This is a genomic window from Paenibacillus sp. P32E, from assembly GCF_001909085.1.
In the GTDB taxonomy this organism is placed as follows: Bacteria; Bacillota; Bacilli; order Paenibacillales; family Paenibacillaceae; genus Paenibacillus_AQ; species Paenibacillus_AQ helianthi.
In genome coordinates, this window is record NZ_LVYY01000007.1 from 149,180 (window position 1) to 168,764 (window position 19,585).

Sequence of the window (19,585 nt, forward strand, 5' to 3'; positions counted from 1 at the left end):
TCTACTCTACTCTATAGTGTACTCTGAAAGCGGGATCAAATTCCATGCGAGCACTCGTTCTTATCTTACCTCAAATCGGCTTCCGTGGCGAGAATAATAACCCTGCCAGGCCGAACACAATATATAAAACACCCAGAAGAACAAAAACCCCTCCACCCCAGCCAAATTGCAGCAGCACGCCGCCAATTCCCGGACCCATAATGCTGCCGAAACTATAATGAAAAGATGAGACTACGTTAGCGGCAGGCAGTAAATTGCGGGGAAGGATATCTGCAGCATAGCTGAGCCCGAGTGAGAAAAAGGAACCCACAAGTCCGCCCGCTGCCATAAGCACAGCCAGAGTCCATAAGAAGCGGTCTCCCGTAAGCGGCAACAAGGCAAACGCCAATCCCCCGCCCACACCGGAGAAGATCAGTATTTTTTTCCGCCCGTACCGGTCGCTCCATATACCTAACGGCATTTGAAGCAGCAACCCGCCTATTCCCGCGAATGGAAGGAGCGCTGCAATCTGGTTGGCACTGAAGCCGATACGCAGACCATAGACCGGAAAGTTGCTGTTCAGGCTTGCCTCCATATATCCGTATAAAAGAGCGGGAATCAGCGCATACCACGCAAGAGTATAACTGCGGGCGAAACGGCGTGCCTGCCCTTCCCCATGTTCCACTTTGTCCGGATGAGAGTCGGGAAGCTTCAGCGCCACCAGGATCAATACGAACAGAAATAATAGCGCAATCACAGCAAAAGGTACCGCCTGCCCGAAACGGAGCAGACTTATGCCAAGCGGCCCCAGGCTGAACCCTAGCCCGTAGGACATACCATACAGGGATAGATTACGTCCCCGGTGCTCCGCAGGTGTCATTAACAGCACCCAAAGCTGGGCAGCGTAATTGATTGCTGAATCCCCGATCCCTACCAGAAGACGCAGCACGAACCATGCCTTGACACCTGGAAGCAGCGGAAAACATATTAACGAAACCAGCACAATGCTGATGCCTGCTGTGATTAGTTTTTTGAAACCGATTGCGCTGAGAATCCGTTCCGCTACAAGCGTCATGGCAAACGAGCCTACATACAGTGCGGCGGCATTCAATCCGTTGAGTGAGGATGAGACCCCTTTTTGCTCCAGCAGAATGGATAAGACCGGCAGCAGCAGGCCTTGGCTCAGTCCCGCCGCAATGATAACAGTAATCAGAATGAGATAATTGAGCCTGCTGCTCTGGTTCGCTGATATTGAGTGACTGTCTGACACAGATGAATCCTCCTATGTATTTCTTTGGTTATGGCTGGTGTAACCGCCTGGCAAACACGGAACATTATAGTGGACAACCTTCTTCAAAACAAGAGATAATATATAGAAGTGACCGATTTTTCTGGGGGTGCAAGCTTCATGAACTATAAATTAGAAATTGATGTTTCGCCGGTATATGAGCTGCTTGACAGTTTTATGTTATATGTAACAAAAAAATGGATTTCGAATCTTGACATCGGTCCTGACTGGATCCGTGATGTGGACAGCCGTATCGCTCCGGTTCAGATTTCAGTCTTGCGTCAGGCCGCGGAGTGGCCTTTTGATGACTATGATGTGCTCTACGCATGGGCATACACCAGAGGTACGGCCTCCAAAGTAACGCAGTTCCTCGATGACCTTGAATCCTGCTCGCTGGAAGAATGCTTCGAGCGTACAACACCTTTTTTCCAAGAGTTCACTCTGGAAGAATGCGCCCGGATCAAATATGGATACATTCCGCTCTTGCGCCTGTGGTACGAGCAGTATTTCCGTCATACGGAGCAAAAGATTCTGCCGCTGCTGATCGAGGATGCCTCCGAGAAAAAAATGCTGGAGAGTAAAATGGACATTGTGCCTCTAATTGAATATGCCTCCGGCGGAATTGTCGTGGAGGACATCCCGGAGCTGGAAACCATCGTACTGCTGCCCACCGTCCATAATCGGCCGATTAATACCTATTGCTTCTATAAAACAATGATGCTGGTACAGTATCCGGTCGATGTACCTCTGGACAGTGAAGATGAGCCGCCTACAGTGCTGCTCCGCTTGACAAAAGCTCTTTCGGACCCGACCCGGCTGCGCATGCTGCGCTTTATTGCCCATGAGCCTAAGACCCTGTGGGAGATGCAGTCAGAACTCAGCCAATCCAGAGAAATGCTGATGCATCACCTGCTCATCCTGCGTGTCGCCGGCTTGCTGCGTGTACACCTCCGGGGAGAAGGCACAGAACGCTACAGCATTAGGCCTGACGGTGCTTCGGAACTTCAGATGTTCCTGGAGTCCTATATTCGTCTATAATAGGTATACAAATTCAGAAAGAGATACAGATACAGAGCAGTTGCTCTCAAAACATGGCCTATGCTTCCGAAGCGAGTTTTGAACGAAGCCAGTCAAGGAGCAGTTGCTCTCAAAACATTTAGGAGTGAGCATTATGAAATATTTGACACAGCAAGTGATTTTTGATCTAGACGACACCCTGGTGCATTGCAACAAATATTTCGACCTCATTCTGGGGCAATATTTCGAGCTGATGTCCGAGTGGTTTGGTGAATATGGCGCAACCACCGCAGAATTCCGCAGCAAGCAGGTGGAAATCGATGTACAAACCGTAAGCACAAGCGGCCTCGCCAGCGATAATTTCCCGAAATCACTCATTGCGACCTACCGCTTTTTTTGCATCAAATATAACCGTCCCGCTGAACCTTTTCATGAACAACAGCTGATGAAGCTCGGGATGAGCGTTTATGATCAGGAGGTCGAAGCTTATCCGGGCATGGTGGAAACGCTGGACACGCTGAAGCAGGACGGTCATGCCCTATATCTCTACACCGGAGGCGACGATACCATCCAGCAGCGCAAAATTGAGCAAATGAAGCTTGACGCTTATTTTGACGACCGGATCTACATCCGCCAGCATAAAAACATCGAGTCGCTGGAGAATATTCTGAGTACGCATAGCTTCGACCGCAAAAACACCTGGATGATCGGCAACTCCCTGCGCACAGATGTGCTCCCGGCTTTAACCGCAGGCATCAACAGTATCTATCTGAAGCAGAAGAATGAATGGCTATACAATCTCATTGAGCTGCAGCGCGAGATGCAGCAGTCCGTCCAGACGATCTCCAGCATCATCGAGGTGCCTCCGGTCATCCGGTCTGCAGTACAGTATAAGAGTCACGGCTGATGCGCTCCCTGGTTCGTTGTTACAAATGACATATGCAGCCTGCGGCGGGTATGATTATACTATTTGAGTAGATTTTCATCCCACGCAGGAGGTTAGCAATGAATAAGAAAACAAACCCAAACACCTCAGCGAATACCAGACGATTATTGCCAATGCTGCTCGGAGTCGTTGTCATTCTGCTGATTGGTGCTCTTGTCTTTGTCACTACAAAAGGCAAAGCCAGCGAAACAGGCGAACTAGACCAACTCCCGAACTACACAGATGTCAAAAGAACCATCGTTGTGGACGGGCTGAAATATGAAAAACAGCCGCATCTGGGAAGCGAAGATGCCAAAGTGAAAGTCATTGAATTCGCTGATTTCAAATGTCCCGCCTGTAAAAAGTGGACCGCCGCTTATCTGGATACATTCATTAAGGATTATGTGGATACCGGAAAAGTACAGTTCTATTTCATGAATTTCGCCTTTCTCGACCGTGACTCCTATCTTGCCGCCAGTGCCGGCGAAGCCATCTATCATCAAAGCAATGAGAAATTCTGGGAGTATGTGCACAAGCTGTACGAGAACCAGGGTGATGAGGGCAAAATATGGGCGACCCAGAAATTCATTCTAGGCTTCGTGAAGGATAACATTAAAGGCATTGACTACAACAAGTTCGAGCAGGATCTGAAGAACCAGACCTATATGTACGATGTAAAAGAAGACTTCAAAATTGCCGGCTCATATGGTGTTAACGGCACGCCGAAGTTTATGGTAAATGGAAAGCTGCTGCCTGACTCCTCCTATGAGGGACTGACCGCTGCTATTGAAGCCGCCACGTCTGACAGCAAATAAATTCACCAAAAGAGGATGCGACCCGGCCAGGAACCCTGGAGGCTGGAGCGCATCCTCTTATATATTGTTTCGAGATGAACATTCAAGCTGCGGATTGATTGCTGCAGATAATCTTACTCGACGCCGAGCTGTCCCGTGTCACTGCTCTTCAGAACCAGCTTGCCCTCCAGCGGTGAGCCGTCCTCCGCAGTGAGCTTCAGCTTACCGGTGCGCCCCTTCTCAATCAATGCCTTCACTTGGGCATCGGTAAGCGTCCGTCCAAAGGTTTCTTTCCAGATCACGAACTTGCAGCCTTCCTTGTAATGGGAGCAGCCATAACCTTTGCGTCCCATAAAAATCAAACCGCCACAACCCGGACGTGGACAAGCTCCGATAACCTTGGGACCGTTATCCGTTTGGCTATCCGCTGCAGTCTGCTTGCTTCGGGAAGGCTTAGCTGCTGTAGCTGTGCTCCCCTCATCCCCACTGCGCTTCCTTGGCGCTGACGGCTTGTTGACTGGAGTCCGGGAGCCTGCGTTGCTACGGCTCTTGGCTCCGCCGCTGAGGGCAGGCGTCTCCCCTTCGAAAGAGGTTCTGTCCGCCCGGGACTGCACACGGACCTTATCCACGATCATGGAGGCGAAGCGCTTCACATTCGCCATGAACTGGCTGTCTGCTGCTGTTCCCCGGGCGATTTCATTCAGCCGCCGTTCCCACTGACCGGTCATTTCCGGTGAAGTCAGCAGCTCAACACCCGCTCCACGGATCAGCTCAATTGCGGTCCGGCCTTTTTGGGTGATTGCAATTTTTTTACCCTGCATTTCCACATAACCCACATTCTTCAGCCGTTCAATGGTTGCCGCCCGGGTAGCCGGTGTGCCGAGCCCTGAATCCTTCATGGCGTCGCGGAGCTCTTCATCTTCAATCTGCTTGCCCGCACTTTCCATCGCTTTGAGCAGCGTCCCTTCGGTATAGTGCTTGGGCGGCTGGGTATCCTTCTCTTTCACAATGGCATCCCTGCAGTGAACCTCAGCGTTGGGATCCATCGAGAATGGTTCACTAACCTCGATTTCCTCCTCTTCCTCGTCCTCCTTACCCTTTCCTTTGGCCGGTTTGGACTTGTCCTTCTTCTGATCGCCGTAGATCACCTTCCAGCCCAAACTCAGCAGTTCCTTGACGGTTGTTTTGAAGTGTTCCCCTTCAACCTCGGTAATGACCGTATGCACCTTATACTCCGCAGCCGGATAGAATTGCGAGAGAAACCGCCGGACAATCAGATCATAGAGCTTAGCCTCATCGGCGCTTAGTCCGGAAGCCTTACGGTTCGTTGGCAGAATGGCATGGTGATCCTCAACCTTGGAAGGGTTACAGATGAATTTGTTGCCCTTGTGGACCAAGTTCCTGTTCGCTCCTTTGACCCATTCGTCATAAGCCGTTCCCTGAAGTGCGGACAGTGTCTTGTGCATTTCCGGAATATTCTGCTCAGTCACATAGTTGGAATTCGTACGCGGGTAAGAAATCACCTTATGCTTTTCGTAAAGCGCCTGGGCGAGATCTAGCGTTTTTTTGGCAGAAAAGGCATATTTGCCGTTGGCTTCCCGCTGCAGCAGCGTCAAATCATACAGCTTGTTCGGATATTCTTTGGTTTCTTTCACCTCGTATGAAGCAACCCGCGCCGGTTTGCCCTTCACCTTGGCAGCAATTGCTTCAGCCTTGGCTCCGTCCGTCATCCGTTCTCCTTGCCACATGCCTTTGTAGGCCATCTCATTCTGGGCAAAATGACCCTCGACTTCAAAAAATTTCAGTGAGGAAAAGGCCTCAATCGTCTTTTGCCGGTCATATATCAGCGCAAGCACAGGGGTCTGTACCCGCCCTACTGACAGCAGCACATTATGTTTGGTGGTAAACGCACGCGAACCGTTCATTCCAATCAGCCAATCCGCTTCACTGCGTGCCTTCGCAGCCTTGGTAAGGTTCTCATACTCAGACCCGTCCTTCAGCTCCTGGAAGCCTTTGCGGATGGTTTCCGGGGTCAGATCGGAGATCCATAGTCGCTTCACGGGCTGTGCAAGCTGCAGGTGACGCTGAATCAGTGAAAAGATATGCTGGCCCTCACGCCCGGCATCGCAGGAATTCACCAGCAGATCACTACGCTTCGCCAGCTCCCCAATCACCTTCAGCTGATCCAGCGTACGCGCATTCGGCACCAGCTTGAACTCCTCAGGAATGATGGGCAAATCGTTAATATTCCATTTTTTGTACTTCGAATCATACGCTTCCGGCTCGGCCAGACCGATCAGATGACCAATAGCCCAGGTAATGATATACTGCTCACCTTCCAGATAAGAACGGTAGTTTTTGGCCTTCGGTTCTATTGCGGCGGCGATATTCCGTCCCATATCCGGTTTCTCCGCAATAATAAGTGTCTTCAAAAAGATTCGCTCCTTAGCCTCATTCTTCCAAAATACGTCCAGTAGTCTATTATAACATTAACTCCGCTACTTTTTAACGTATTCCAGGAAACTTTGTCCGGTCATCAGATCTGCCCAGAAGCAACACGGGACAACGCTTCAGCAATGTCCATAACCTCTTTACTGCCCAATCTCCGGTCCATGTACTCCACTTTGTGCTCCCCCGCATCCTTGCCGACAACAATGGCCACAGGTATGCCTATCAGACTGGAGTCTTTAAATTTCACTCCTGCCCGTTCATCCCGGTCATCCAGTAGAGTCTCAATACCGAGCTCTATAAGCTGCTTGTACAGTGCTTCTGCAGTTGACTTCTGTACCTCGTCTTTAACGGACAACTGCAGGATATGCACCTTATAAGGCGCGAGTGCCATAGGCCAGATGAGCCCCTGCTCATCGTTATTCTGTTCAGCCACCGCAGCCAGCAGGCGTGAGATGCCAATACCATAGCAGCCCATAATCATAGGTTTACTTCTGCCGGTTGCATCGAGGAATGAAGCGCCGAGCTTATCACTGTACTTCGTCCCCAGCTTAAATATATGTCCGATTTCAATCCCCTGATGAAAGTGTAGGACCCCTTTGCCGCAAACTGGACAATGCTCCCCTTCCTGGGCTGTACGAAAATCCCCCACTTGCGAAAGACTGAAATCGCGGCCAGGCACCACTCCACTGAAGTGGTAGTCCTTTTCTCCAGCTCCTGTAGTCCCGGAAGTCATTGCAGCTACCGCCCTATCGACCAGCACAGGTAGTGAGAGTCCCACAGGCCCGACATAACCGTTCTCCACTCCTGCAGCTGCTTGTACAGCCCGGGCATCAGCCAGCGCGATCTCACTAGCTCCGATAAAGTTCCTTACCTTGACCTCATTAACCTCATGATCTCCTCGTACAAGGACTGCAAAGGTCTGGCCCCCGCCTTGATAGATCAACGTTTTGATTACCTGCTCCGGTGCAATCTGCAGTTCCTGCTCCAGTTGAGCTATGGTGCGGATACCAGGAGTATGGAACTTCACTGCAGCAGGGAGGCTGTCCGTTTTGCGCAGCATATCCTCCTCCCCATAATAAACCTCAGCCTGTTCCAGATTGGCGGAATAATCACAGGCAGGGCATACAGCAATCGTATCCTCGCCAATACTTGATAAGGCCATAAATTCGTGGGTTTCCCCTTCGCCCCCGATGGCTCCGGCATCCGCTTGTACGGCCCGGTAAGAAAGTCCACAGCGCTCAAAAATCCGTTGATACGCCTTGTACATTCTTGCATATGTCTCATCTAGTCCTTCCCAGCCTATGTCAAAAGAGTATGCGTCTTTCATCAAAAATTCTCTGCCACGCATCAATCCGGAACGGGGACGGCGCTCGTCACGGAATTTAGTCTGGATCTGGTAGACAGTAACCGGAAGTTTCCGGTACGAGCTGATCTCTCCCCGAATAAGAGAGGTAATTACCTCTTCATGCGTCGGTCCCAGTACAAACTCCCGCTCGTGCCTGTCTCTCAGCTTCATCAGTTCCTTGCCATATACCTCATATCGCTCTGATTCTCTCCACAGCTCGGCGGGCTGCATGGAAGGCATCAGCATTTCCTGTGCACCAGCTACGTCCATTTCCTCCCGCACGATATTCTCAATTTTACGCAATACCCGTCGTCCCAAAGGCAGATAAGTATAAATTCCGGCAGCCAGCTGGCGGATATATCCGGCACGCAGCAGCAGTTGGTGATTAATGGTTTCCGCTTCCGCAGGCGCTTCGCGAAGGGTTGTTGCTAACAGATTACTTTGGCGCATACTTATCAGCCTCTCTTGTGGGAATAAAGTGAATGTCCGGCCCCTGAAATCAACGCAAAAAAGACACATCCGTCAGGGACGAATGTGTCGTGATACCACCCTAATTCAACCGCCAGTACATACCTGGCAGTCCTCGATACGGATAACGGCCGATCCCGGCAGCATAAGGTGCTGCAGCTTCCAAGGCAGGGTATGCTTCTCTCGTTCTTTGAGGGACCTTTCAGCCGGTGAATCCCTTCTCTGTTCTAACGATCCTGGAAACATAGATCCTCGGTCAATGCTTTTCGATATAATGATTGCTTTTAATCTATATGATTTTACTGGCAACGTCAAGTTAAGCTTGTTTGGCCCACTACCTTGATTCAGATACAAGAGGATCTATTCAACAAAAACCTAATGTGTAAATAAATTTTTTCTCATATCTTTTGTTAGATATGAAATTAATGCGTCAAACAACCGAAATATCTATAGAGTTAAATAAAGAACGATTGCGCAAAGATCAAATGATCATTTCGCGTATTCACGGGGGAGCCAACCATATGAAGCTTATTCAACAACTTGTCCAAAAAATCTCATCCAGATCATTGCAGAAACGATTAATGCTAATATTCACCTTAATGTTGGTTATCCCCATTCTACTTGTAAGCTACTTCTCGTATTCCAGCTCAAAGAAACAATTGGAAACTAAAATGCAGGAATCAACCCGCGATAGTGTAGAGATGCTGCAAGGAACCATTAATGAGACCGTATCTGCTGCAACAAAAAATGTCCAGCAGCTCAGCCAGCAATTCACATCCAGTAACATCGATGCCAAAACACCGGAGGCCCGCGCGCTGATGGATTTATTCATGAAAGAGCATCCTGAACTTGAAATCCTAATCCTCGGCAATGAGAATGGTGCCTGGATGAAATCTCCCAATGGCGGCAAAAAGGACTATGACCCCCGAGCCAGAGATTGGTACACAGCCGCTATGAAGAATACCGGCAAGGTTACGATTATTAATCCTTTCACATCCGCTACAACAGGCAATTACAATCTCTATATCTCCGAAACCCTTCAGGATGGCAAAGGGGCAGTCACAAGCAGCCTGAGCCTTAAACATATGGGTGAAATGATCAACAAGATTAAACTGGGCAAAGACGGCTATATTTTCATAGTCGATGGCAATCACAAGTTTGTCTCCCATCCCGTCAAAGCAGCCGGAGAAGACGTTGCTCCTGATGTAGTCAAGCTGCTCGACAAGGACAGTGGCTCCTTATCCTATACCAGCCCGGATACAGGTCTAGTAATGCGTGGATACTATACCACCGACAAGACTACAGGATTCAAAATTGTCGGTGTACTTTCCACCCAGGAATTCTCCGACGCTTCTTTGCCCATTCTTTATAACGGACTTATGGTCCTGGGGGCAGCACTGCTTATTGCATTGGCGTTGATGTACTTTATTATTCAGGCCATTACCCGCCCAATTCTTAGCCTTAACCGTTCTGCCCGCCGGGTCAGCGAGGGTTATCTGAATGAACAAATCCAGATTAACCGTTCGGATGAGATCGGGCAGCTGGCCCAGAACTATAATCTGATGGTTGGCTCACTCCGCAACATCGTTGTCGATATCTCAAATACCTCCGGTTTGCTCGCTTCGTCCAGCCAACAATTGACGGCTACTACAGAAGAGAATTCCAAAGCAACCGGTTATGTTGCTGAGCTGGTACAAGATTCAACTGCAGGAGCAGAGACGCAGACAGCAGCGATGGCCGAAACGGCCCGGGCCATGGAAGAGATGTCTTCCGGCATTCAAAAAATTGCAGAGGCTGCCGCTACGATTGTAGATTCCTCCGCTGACACCGAAGCTGACGTATCGACAGGCAGCCGCAAAATCGAGCAGATGACCCTTCAAATGGATGCCATCAGCCTTTCTACTCATCAAGCCTCTCAGCTAATCGGACAGTTAAACGGATTGAACAGTCAAGTTTCGGCGATGAGCAGCGCCATCTCCACTATTGCAGTCCAGACTAATCTGCTCTCACTGAATGCAGGCATTGAAGCTGCCCGGGCAGGCGAACACGGCCGGGGCTTCGCCGTAGTGGCTTCAGAAGTTCGCAAGCTGGCAGACCAATCCAAGACTACTGCTGACAACATTCAGGAAACGATTGAACAGATGACCGCACTCATTGACCGCACATATGAAGCTATTCATCACACCGTCGCAGCCGATGTTGAGCTTGGCATTAAAGCCACTGTTGAAGCAAAAGAAGCATTCCACAGCATTGAACAGTCCACAGCCAAAATCAATGGGCAAATCCATGATATTTCAGCCATCACCGAGCAGATGTCAGCCGGTGCGGAGGAGGTTGCAGCCTCCGTTCAGGAAATTTCCAATATCGCACGTTCAACGTCCGATGCCTTTCAGAACGTTACAGCAGCTACAGAGCAGCAGCTGGCCTCCATGGATGAGATTTCTGCCTCCTCCACAGAACTGTCCAAAATGGCAGCCGACCTGCAGCAAAAGATCGAACATTTCAAGTTAGAGGAGTAGACTTACGTCTCTCCTCACCAAGCTATTTAGGTAATCTCAAATATTGCATCCGGATATGAATGTACAACAAAAGCCGTCGCTCCCGCATGATGCGGAAGAAACGGCTTTTGTTTGGCTTTTATGTCCGGCTTACACCAGAACTGTCGAGCCCATCAAATATTTATCAACTTCACGAGCGGCTTCGCGCCCCTCATTGATTGCCCATACCACAAGGCTTTGTCCACGGCGCATATCCCCGGCAGCGAACACTTTGTCTACATTGGTATTGAACTTGCCATAACGGGCCTTCACATTGCTGCGGCGGTCTGTATCCAGCTTCAGTTCTTCAATAATATCCTGTTCCGGTCCGTCGAATCCAATAGCGATCAGCGCGAGCTGAGCTGGATATACAGCCTCTGTTCCCGGAACCGGCTGATAGATCTTGCGGCCGGTCTCATCCACCATGCGCCGGATTTGCACCGTATGAAGTTCCTTCAGGTTCCCTTCCTCGTCACCAACGAACTTGGTAGTCATGATGGAGAATTCGCGCGGATCATCGCCGAATAGGGCTTTAGCTTCTTGCTGGGCATAATCCAGCGTATAGACATTCGGGAATTGCGGCCAAGGATTCGCGATTGGATCACGTTCAAGCGGAGCCTTGTCATGCGTACCGAATTGGGTGATGCTGCTGCAACCATGACGCAGGGACGTGGCTACACAGTCAGAACCGGTATCCCCACCGCCAAGGACAATTACATCCTTGCCTGCCGCTGATACAAAGTTCCCATCTTCCAGATTGGAATTGAGATAGCTCTTAATTGTTCCGTTCAGATAATCCATCGCGTACATAACGCCCTTCAGCTCAGCGCCTTCGACATTGAAACGGCGGGCTTTGGTCGCACCGCCACACAAAACGACTGCATCATATTCATCAACCAGCTGCTGGGCAGGAATATCCTTGCCGATCTCTGTGCTCACCACAAACTTCACACCTTCAGCAGCCAGCAAATCCACACGGCGCTGAACCACACGTTTGTCGAGTTTCATAGTTGGAATGCCGTAGGTTAGCAGTCCGCCAATACGGTCACTGCGCTCAAAAACCGTTACCGTGTGCCCGGCTTTGTTCAGTTGCGCCGCAGCCGCAAGCCCGGCTGGTCCGGAGCCTACGATAGCCACTGTTTTGCCTGTACGCTTCTCTGGCGGATTCGGTACAACCCAGCCTTCTTCAAAGCCTTTATCAATAATCGCCAGCTCAATTGTCTTGATTGTAACCGGTTGTCCAATCAATCCAACAGTACAAGAGCCTTCGCAAGGTGCTGGACAGATACTGCCGGTAAATTCCGGGAAATTGTTCGTCTTGTGCAGCCGCTCCAGCGCTTCCTTCCACAAGCCACGGTATACCAGATTGTTCCATTCTGGTATAAGATTGTGAACCGGACAACCCGAAGTGCCTCCGCTCATATCAATGCCGGTGTGGCAGTAAGGAGTTCCACAATCCATACAACGTGCACCCTGTGTCCGAAGCTCGTCCTCGGTTAGGTGATGGTGGAACTCTTCCCAGTCCATTACGCGCTGCTCAGGATCACGATCACCTGGGAGCTGGCGCTTATACTCCATAAATCCAGTAGGTGTAGACATATTTACGATTCCCCCATCCGATCTCTTCGTGTTGATGTATAGTACATTGTAGCATATTGCGGCGTCCATATGTTTTTCAGCGCAATGAAGTACCTGCACATTCTATAATACTTAAACGTTGGGCATTTGTAATTTTAATAATTATAGTAGCATCCAATACTTTCGCACTGTAATGGACTAATCTGCTGATTATTTGTACTATTTCACATGTTGTGTCAGAGAAAACGCTTTTTCCTCAAACCGAACGCTCGTAAACGAAAAATCGGTAATCATACGGGTTTTTTTCATCCCGAATTCCCTGAATACTGGAGATCTCTCTCCACATGCTCCAGTCCACATCCGGAAACTTTGTATCCCCTTCAATGTCCTCTTCGATCCGGGTTACGATCAGCTTGTCAGCAAAGGGAAGCATCATCTTATAAATTTCCGCACCGCCAATAACCATCAGCTCATCGTCCTTGTGCCCTTCAGCTACAGCTTCCTCTATGGAATGTACGACTCCAGCCCCCATAGGAGCAAAGCTGTGGTCTCGTGTGAGAACAACGCTCGTTCTGCCTTTTAACGGCTTGCCGCCAAGAGAATCCCAGGTTTTGCGTCCCATCAGCATTCTCTTACCAAGGGTCTGGGACTTGAAATAATCAAAATCCCGCGGCAGATGCCAGGGCATGTCATTATCCTTGCCGATCACATGGTTGGCAGCCATGGCCCAAATCATGCTAATGCTCACAAAAATCCTCCCCTACAACGAAATATATTCCACTTTTCAAGGATTATATAGCCACCGGTGCTTTGATTCCCGGATGATAGACATAATCGGCAAACTCGAAATCTTCGAAGGTATAATCAAAAATACTCTCCGGTTTTCTTTTGATCACCAGCTTAGGAAGTGTAAATGGCTCTCTGGCCAACTGAGTGGCCACCTGTTCCAGATGATTTGTATAAATGTGCACATCTCCACCGGACCAGACGAACTCCCCTACCTCAAGCCCTGTCTGCTGGGCAACCATATGTGTCAGCAGCGCGTAACTGGCTATATTGAAGGGCAATCCCAAAAAGGTATCGACGGAACGCATAGTCAGCATGCAGGACAGCTTGCCATCCGCCACGTAAAACTGAAATACAAAATGGCAAGGCGGCAGCTTCATCTGCTCAATCTCCCCCACATTCCACGCACTGACAATATGACGGCGGGAATCAGGGTTATTCTTTATCGATGCTATAACAGCTGAAATCTGGTCAATATGGCGTCCATCCGCACTCTCCCAGGCCCGCCATTGCGAACCGTATACGGGTCCAAGCTCACCATTTTCGTCAGCCCATTCATCCCAGATCGAGACTCCATGTTCCTTCAAATAGGATGTATTGGTATCACCCTTCAGAAACCACAGCAGCTCATGTACTACCGATTTCAGATGGATACGCTTGGTGGTAACCAGCGGAAATCCTTCAGCCAGATCAAACCGGAGCTGCCGTCCAAAAACCGATCTAGTGCCAGTCCCGGTCCGGTCGCTTTTGGAGGCGCCGTGGTCCAAGATATCCTGAAGTAAATCCAAATATTTACGCAATTGTTCAGCACCCCTCTCCACTATTTTTCTTTTATCATTTTACCATGACCTTACCATCCTTGTAACTTGTTAAGACGCAGAAAAAGTAATTTCCATAACAGGTTGGACTGCTTTGCTTTATGGTTTTACCTCTTCATGTAAATAGTGGATATTTAAGAGGGACACTTACCCTCCAGCCTTCCGGCCTTAGGATTCTTCGGAATTCCTCAAGTGCGGAATCCAGCTGGAACCGGTGGTAGCTGTTGGCCGCCACAATCAAATTTGCGGACTGATCCGCTAAAATGTTGTGTCAGCAGCCCTGTGCCTCCTCCGATATCCGCAACCGCACCAATACCAGATATCATCCTCAATAAATGGACTAACATTATTTTCTTGAGTGAGGAAATCTGATCATTCACAAAATATAGAACATCAACCTAAGGTGGGAGACAAATCGATAATTGGAAGAAGGTGATATCCAGTGCCACTAGCCAGTGTTAATGGGTACAGCATGTATTATGCGGATTGCGGTCAAGGAACAACGATTATATTTATCCATCCCCCAGTATTGACTAGCTTGAATTTTCTATATCAGATGAACACATTATCGCAAGATTTCCGAACAGTCTCTTTTGATATCCGGGGGCATGGCAGCAGCGAACCTTCCAGAGAAGAGATTACTTATCCGCTGATTGTAGAGGATATTAGGCAGTTGATGAATCAGTTGAAGATTGAAAAAGCATTTTTGTGCGGTTACTCTACCGGCGGTTCTATTGTCCTCGATTTTTTGTTAAACTGCCCCGAGCGGGCATTGGGCGGTATTGTGATAAGCGGAATGTCTGAAGTGAAGGATAATAAGCTAAAAAAGAAAATAGCCCAAGCGCGTTTCTTGTCCCGAATCGGCGCGGTCGGTGTAATTGCCCTTTCCACCTCTTGGAGTCAAGCAAAAACCAAACTGCCGCTGCTGCGGACAATGTTCTACGACGCAAAAAAGGCAAACGCCCAAAACGCCGAACAGTATTATCATTACAGCCTTCATTATAACTGTACGGATCTATTGGAAAAGATTTATCACCCTGTTTTGTTGGTCTACGGAGAAGAGGATACTTTATTCCATCCATATGCTAAGTTGCTGCAAGAGCGATTGCCAAAGAGTGAGCTTGTATGTATCCAAAAAGCCAAACACCAGATTCCCACGAATGCTGCGGGTAAAGTGAACGAGCTAATCAGACAGTTTATTTATTGCTGTGAATCGTCTTGTTTATAGCCAGCAAGCTTAGAGAATCTGCTGTTGTTCCCCGATTCTGAGCTCCAGCCTTCTTTCGGAAGTCCTACAAGTATGAAAAGAGGATGCCCCCAGCAACCGTCAACGGCTCTGTAGAGCATCCTCTTCAATCACTTAAGTGACAAGCGTGAAGTTATTATTTCACAACGTGAATCGGGTGTCCCTCAACCAGTTCAGCAGCTTCCATGACGATTTCGCCAAGGGTTGGATGCGCATGGATGGTGAGTGCGATGTCTTCGAGCGTTGCGCCCATTTCAATCGCCAATCCCAGCTCAGCAATCAGGTTGGATGCTTCAATACCAACGATTTGTGCGCCGAGTACCAGGTTGTTCTCACTGTTAGCCACAATCTTGATGAAGCCTTCAGGAGCGTTCAAGGAAACCGCACGGCCATTGCCTGCGAACGGGAATTTTCCGGCTTTTACTTTGTAGCCCTTATCTTTAGCTTCTTTCTCAGTCAGACCTACGCTGGAGCACTCAGGATCGGTGAAAACAACCGCCGGAATGACTTTGTAGTCAACAACGGATTTGTGACCGGAGATGGCTTCAGCAGCGATCTTGCCTTCGTAGGAAGCTTTGTGTGCCAAGGCCAAGCCTGGAACGATATCGCCGATAGCATAGATGTGAGGGATATTAGTGCGGCCCTGGTGGTCGACTTTGATCAGACCGCGTTCGTCTAACTCTACACCGATCAGATCAAGTCCCAGTTCGCCATCTGTGTTTGGACGGCGTCCTACAGTAACGAGCAGGTAATCCGCTGTAATCTCCTTGGACTCACCGCCCACGGAGTATTTCACGGTTACTTCCTTGTCATTCTGAACAGCACTTTCCGCTTTGGCATTCGTCACGATCTCAATGCCTGTCTTCGCCATGTTTTTGGCAACCAGACGGGTCATATCTTTATCGAAGCCTGGCAGTACAGTATCCAGACCTTCAATAATCGTTACTTTAGTGCCAAATTTGGAGTACATCTGGCCAAGCTCGGCACCGATGTAGCCGCCGCCGATAACAATCATGCTCTTAGGGATCTCAGGCAGATCCAGAGCTTCGGTCGAAGACAAAATGCGTCCGCCGAACGGGAAAGGTTTCAACTCAATCGGACGGGAACCTGTCGCGATGATGCAGTTATTGAATTTGTAGCGAGGGGATTCATGCTCATTGAACAAACGGGCTTCGTTTGTGTTGATGAACATGGCTTCTCCGCTGAACACTTCAATTTTGTTGCCTTTCATCAGGCTGGTTACACCGGTGGTCATTCTTTTCACGACACCGTTTTTGAATTCCTGAGTTTTGGACCAATCGACCTTTACATTCTCGGCAGTTACACCGAAAACTTCGCCGTGCTGTGCAGCTTCGTATTGATGGGCTGCAGAGATCAGAGCTTTGGACGGGATACATCCACGGTTCAAGCAGACACCGCCGAGTTCCGATTTATCCACAATCAGTACCTTCTGGCCGAGCTGGGCGGCACGAATTGCCGCCACATACCCGCCGGGACCTGCACCAATTACCAATGTGTCGATTTCGATTGAAGCGTCTCCGACTACCATTTATTACACCTCCATAACTAACATATCAGGATTTGCAAGCAGGGTCTTAATGTAATTCATAAAGTTCTGTGCTGTTGCACCATCAATGATGCGGTGGTCAAAGCTCAGGGACAGCGCCATTACAGGAGCAGCAACAATTTCGCCGTTCTTAACGACCGGTTTCTCGGTAATACGTCCGGTACCCAGGATCGCCACTTCAGGGAAGTTGATGATCGGAGTGAAGAACATACCGCCTGCGGAACCGATGTTGCTGATGGAGATCGTGCTGCCTTTCATTTCATTAGGAGCCAGTTTACCGTCACGTCCGCGCACAGCGAGATCTGTGATGGCACTTGCAATCATCCAGATACTCTTACGGTCAGCGTCCTTGATTACGGGAACGATCAGACCATTGTCTGTATCTGTAGCAATACCGATGTTGTAGTATTTCTTGTAAACAATCTCATTTGTCGCTTCATCAATCATTGCGTTAAGCGCCGGGAATTGACGGGAAGCTGCAACAAGCGCTTTGACGATGAATGGAAGGTAGGTGACCTTCACGCCTTTCTTCTCAGCAACAGGTTTCATACGGGCACGGAAGGCTACGAGCTCGGTAACATCCACTTCGTCCATGATGGTAACATGCGGAGCGGTGTATGCCGATTTAACCATAGCATTGGCAATGGCTTTACGGATACCCTTGAACGGTACACGTTCTTCTTCGAGACTCACGTTACCGGAAGCTGCTGCTGGAGCCGCTACTGGTGCCTTGGCTGCAGGCGCTGTCGCCGGAGCAGTTGCTGCGGCCGATGCCGCGGCTGCTGGTGCCGCCGCAGGTGCTGCGGAGCCGCCTTTCAGGAAAGCTTCCACATCTTCATGGGTGATTTTCCCGTTCTTGCCGGAGCCATTCACCTTCGAGAGGTCAACGCCTTGTTCGCGGGCTGACTTGCGGACACTTGGTGTAGCCAATACATCGCGGTTAGGAGCTGGAGCCGCCGCTGGTGCAGCCGCAGGAGCTGTTGCCGCCTGTGCAGCCGGAGCTTCAGCATGGCCGCCTTCCTGATGAGGAACATCGCCTTCTGCAGCAATAATTGCCACAACTTCTCCTACGCGGCAGACCTGTCCGTCTTTGGTGAACACTTCAAGCACTGTACCATTGACCGGTGAAGGCACTTCTACGACGGCTTTATCATTTTGAACTTCCATGATAATATCATCGTCTGTAATTTTGTCGCCGACTTTGATATGCATTTTGATAATTTCACCTTCATGCAGACCTTCGCCCAGCTCAGGGAACTTGTATTCAAAATTGGAAGTTCCGCCGGTTGCAGGGCTGGTCGCTGCCGGAGAGGAAGTTGTATCTGCTCCGCCTTTGGCTGCATCCGCTTCTTGAGTGGATTGCGTTTCGGCATGGCCGCCTTCTTGTTCAGGGACATCGCCTTCTGCATCAATGATTGCTACAACTTCTCCTACACGGCAGACTTGACCATCTTTAGTGAAGACTTCAAGCACTGTGCCGTTAACCGGACAAGGCACTTCAACTACCGCCTTGTCATTCTGTACTTCCATTACGATATCGTCATCGGTCACTTTATCGCCGGCTTTGATATGCATTTTGATAATTTCACCTTCATGCAAACCTTCGCCCAGCTCAGGGAACCGGTACTCAAATTTTGCCACCTTAATTACCTCCTAAAAGTTTGGATAGCATACACTTCATTAATTTTTCTTCGCAAAACCCGCTTCGGAAGCGTACGCTTAGTTCCGATAGCAGTTCAATATATTGCAGACACGGGTGCCGCCCTTTTACAAGGACGGCAAGGTCAGTTACTCTTAGAATTCCATAACTTTCTTAACTGCTGCGATTACACGTGCAGGGGTAGGAATCCATGAATCCTCAATTTGTGCGAACGGGAAAATAGTATCAGGACCTGCTACACGGAGCACAGGCGCTTCCAGATGCAGCAGAGCTTTTTCGTTAATCTGAGCAATAACCTCTGCGGCTACGCCGGAGCTCTTCTGTGCTTCTTGTACTACAATTGCACGGTTGGTCTTCTTAATCGAAGCAACGATAGTATCGATGTCAATCGGGCTAACCGTGCGCAGGTCGATAATTTCGGCCTTGATGCCGTCTTTTTCAAGCTGATCGGCCGCTTTGGTAGCAGTATGTACCATCAGGCCGTAAGTAATAATCGAGACGTCAGTACCTTCACGAACGACATTCGCTTTGCCCAGTTCAACGGTATATTCACCTTCAGGAACTTCAGCGCGAAAGGCATGATACAAGTTCAAGTGCTCCATGAAGAATACAGGGTCATTGTCGCGGATAGACGCGATCAGCAGTCCCTTGGCATCGTATGGATTGGAAGGAATAACAACCTTGATACCCGGACTTTGGGCAATCAGGCCTTCCAGGGAATCGGTATGAAGCTCGGCTGCTTTTACGCCGCCGCCGAATGGAGTGCGGAAGACTACAGGAGCATTGTATCTGCCCCCGGAACGCCAGCGCAGGCGCGCAGCCTGAATGACGATTTGATCGAGTGCTTCAAAGATGAAGCCGATAAATTGGATTTCAGCAATCGGACGGAAGCCTTGCACCCCAAGACCGAAAGCCAAACCGCCGATTGCGGATTCAGCCAGCGGAGTATCGAATATGCGCTCCTCGCCAAATTCCTTTTGCAGCCCTTCCGTTACACGGAATACGCCGCCTACATTACCAACATCCTCTCCGAAGATAAGAACATTAGGGTCACGAGTCAGTTCAACGCGCATTGCGTCACGGATTGCTTCTTTCATATTCATCTGTGCCATTGCCTGATATCCCC

At 49.4% G+C, this 19,585-nt stretch carries 14 protein-coding genes; 5 read left to right on the plus strand and 9 right to left on the minus strand.

Going from position 1 to position 19,585, the window contains the following annotated elements; genetic code table 11:
* Nucleotides 1-70 precede the first annotated feature (70 nt).
* Entirely contained in the window at nucleotides 71-1,249 is a 1,179-nt protein-coding gene (locus A3848_RS08535; RefSeq protein WP_074084524.1) for an MFS transporter, read from the minus strand.
* 138 nt (nucleotides 1,250-1,387) lie between these two features.
* Between A3848_RS08535 and A3848_RS08540 the strand changes: the two genes are divergently transcribed.
* The 3 genes from A3848_RS08540 (at nucleotide 1,388) to A3848_RS08550 (ending at nucleotide 4,024) form a co-directional block, all read left to right on the plus strand.
* A complete protein-coding gene (locus tag A3848_RS08540) occupies nucleotides 1,388-2,305 on the plus strand; it encodes an ArsR/SmtB family transcription factor (protein ID WP_074084525.1) in 918 nt (305 codons plus the stop codon).
* Nucleotides 2,306-2,438: 133 nt separating this feature from the next.
* Entirely contained in the window at nucleotides 2,439-3,191 is a 753-nt protein-coding gene (locus tag A3848_RS08545; protein WP_074084526.1) for an HAD family hydrolase, read from the plus strand.
* A 98-nt stretch (nucleotides 3,192-3,289) separates the two neighbouring features.
* The gene (locus A3848_RS08550) at nucleotides 3,290-4,024 is read left to right on the plus strand and encodes a DsbA family protein (protein ID WP_074084527.1); all 735 of its coding nucleotides are present in this window, start codon (nucleotides 3,290-3,292) and stop codon (nucleotides 4,022-4,024) included.
* Nucleotides 4,025-4,137: 113 nt separating this feature from the next.
* On the opposite strand, the gene A3848_RS08555 is transcribed toward A3848_RS08550, so the two are convergent.
* Nucleotides 4,138-6,435, minus strand: coding sequence for a type IA DNA topoisomerase (locus A3848_RS08555; RefSeq protein ID WP_074084528.1), 2,298 nt, complete (start codon nucleotides 6,433-6,435; stop codon nucleotides 4,138-4,140).
* Between the two features lie 104 nt (nucleotides 6,436-6,539).
* Entirely contained in the window at nucleotides 6,540-8,249 is a 1,710-nt protein-coding gene (locus A3848_RS08560; protein ID WP_074084529.1) for a proline--tRNA ligase, read from the minus strand.
* A gap of 677 nt (nucleotides 8,250-8,926) precedes the next feature.
* On the opposite strand from A3848_RS08560, the gene A3848_RS08565 reads away from it, so the two are divergent.
* Nucleotides 8,927-10,786, plus strand: coding sequence for a methyl-accepting chemotaxis protein (locus A3848_RS08565; protein ID WP_256702235.1), 1,860 nt, complete (start codon nucleotides 8,927-8,929; stop codon nucleotides 10,784-10,786).
* 129 nt (nucleotides 10,787-10,915) lie between these two features.
* On the opposite strand, the gene A3848_RS08570 is transcribed toward A3848_RS08565, so the two are convergent.
* From A3848_RS08570 to thyA, 3 genes are all read right to left on the minus strand, one after another.
* Nucleotides 10,916-12,403, minus strand: coding sequence for a glutamate synthase subunit beta (locus tag A3848_RS08570; protein ID WP_074084531.1), 1,488 nt, complete (start codon nucleotides 12,401-12,403; stop codon nucleotides 10,916-10,918).
* A gap of 235 nt (nucleotides 12,404-12,638) precedes the next feature.
* Entirely contained in the window at nucleotides 12,639-13,130 is a 492-nt protein-coding gene (locus tag A3848_RS08575) for a dihydrofolate reductase (protein ID WP_074084532.1), read from the minus strand.
* 43 nt (nucleotides 13,131-13,173) lie between these two features.
* The gene (gene thyA / locus A3848_RS08580; RefSeq protein ID WP_074084533.1) at nucleotides 13,174-13,968 is read right to left on the minus strand and encodes a thymidylate synthase; all 795 of its coding nucleotides are present in this window, start codon (nucleotides 13,966-13,968) and stop codon (nucleotides 13,174-13,176) included.
* A gap of 460 nt (nucleotides 13,969-14,428) precedes the next feature.
* On the opposite strand from thyA, the gene A3848_RS08585 reads away from it, so the two are divergent.
* On the plus strand, nucleotides 14,429-15,214 hold the full coding sequence (locus A3848_RS08585) for an alpha/beta fold hydrolase (RefSeq protein WP_143192361.1): 786 nt from the start codon (nucleotides 14,429-14,431) through the stop codon (nucleotides 15,212-15,214).
* A 154-nt stretch (nucleotides 15,215-15,368) separates the two neighbouring features.
* Here A3848_RS08585 and lpdA read toward each other — a convergent pair whose 3' ends face one another.
* The 3 genes from lpdA to A3848_RS08600 all read right to left on the minus strand — a co-directional run bounded on the left by lpdA (nucleotide 15,369) and on the right by A3848_RS08600 (nucleotide 19,571).
* Nucleotides 15,369-16,781 carry a dihydrolipoyl dehydrogenase gene (gene lpdA / locus A3848_RS08590; protein ID WP_074084534.1) on the minus strand — a complete coding sequence of 471 codons (1,413 nt, stop codon included), beginning with the start codon at nucleotides 16,779-16,781 and terminating at the stop codon, nucleotides 15,369-15,371.
* Between the two features lie 3 nt (nucleotides 16,782-16,784).
* On the minus strand, nucleotides 16,785-18,440 hold the full coding sequence (locus A3848_RS08595) for a 2-oxo acid dehydrogenase subunit E2 (RefSeq protein ID WP_074084535.1): 1,656 nt from the start codon (nucleotides 18,438-18,440) through the stop codon (nucleotides 16,785-16,787).
* A gap of 153 nt (nucleotides 18,441-18,593) precedes the next feature.
* Nucleotides 18,594-19,571: an alpha-ketoacid dehydrogenase subunit beta gene (locus A3848_RS08600; protein ID WP_074084536.1), complete on the minus strand. Its 978-nt coding sequence runs from the start codon at nucleotides 19,569-19,571 to the stop codon at nucleotides 18,594-18,596.
* Nucleotides 19,572-19,585: the final 14 nt, after the last annotated feature.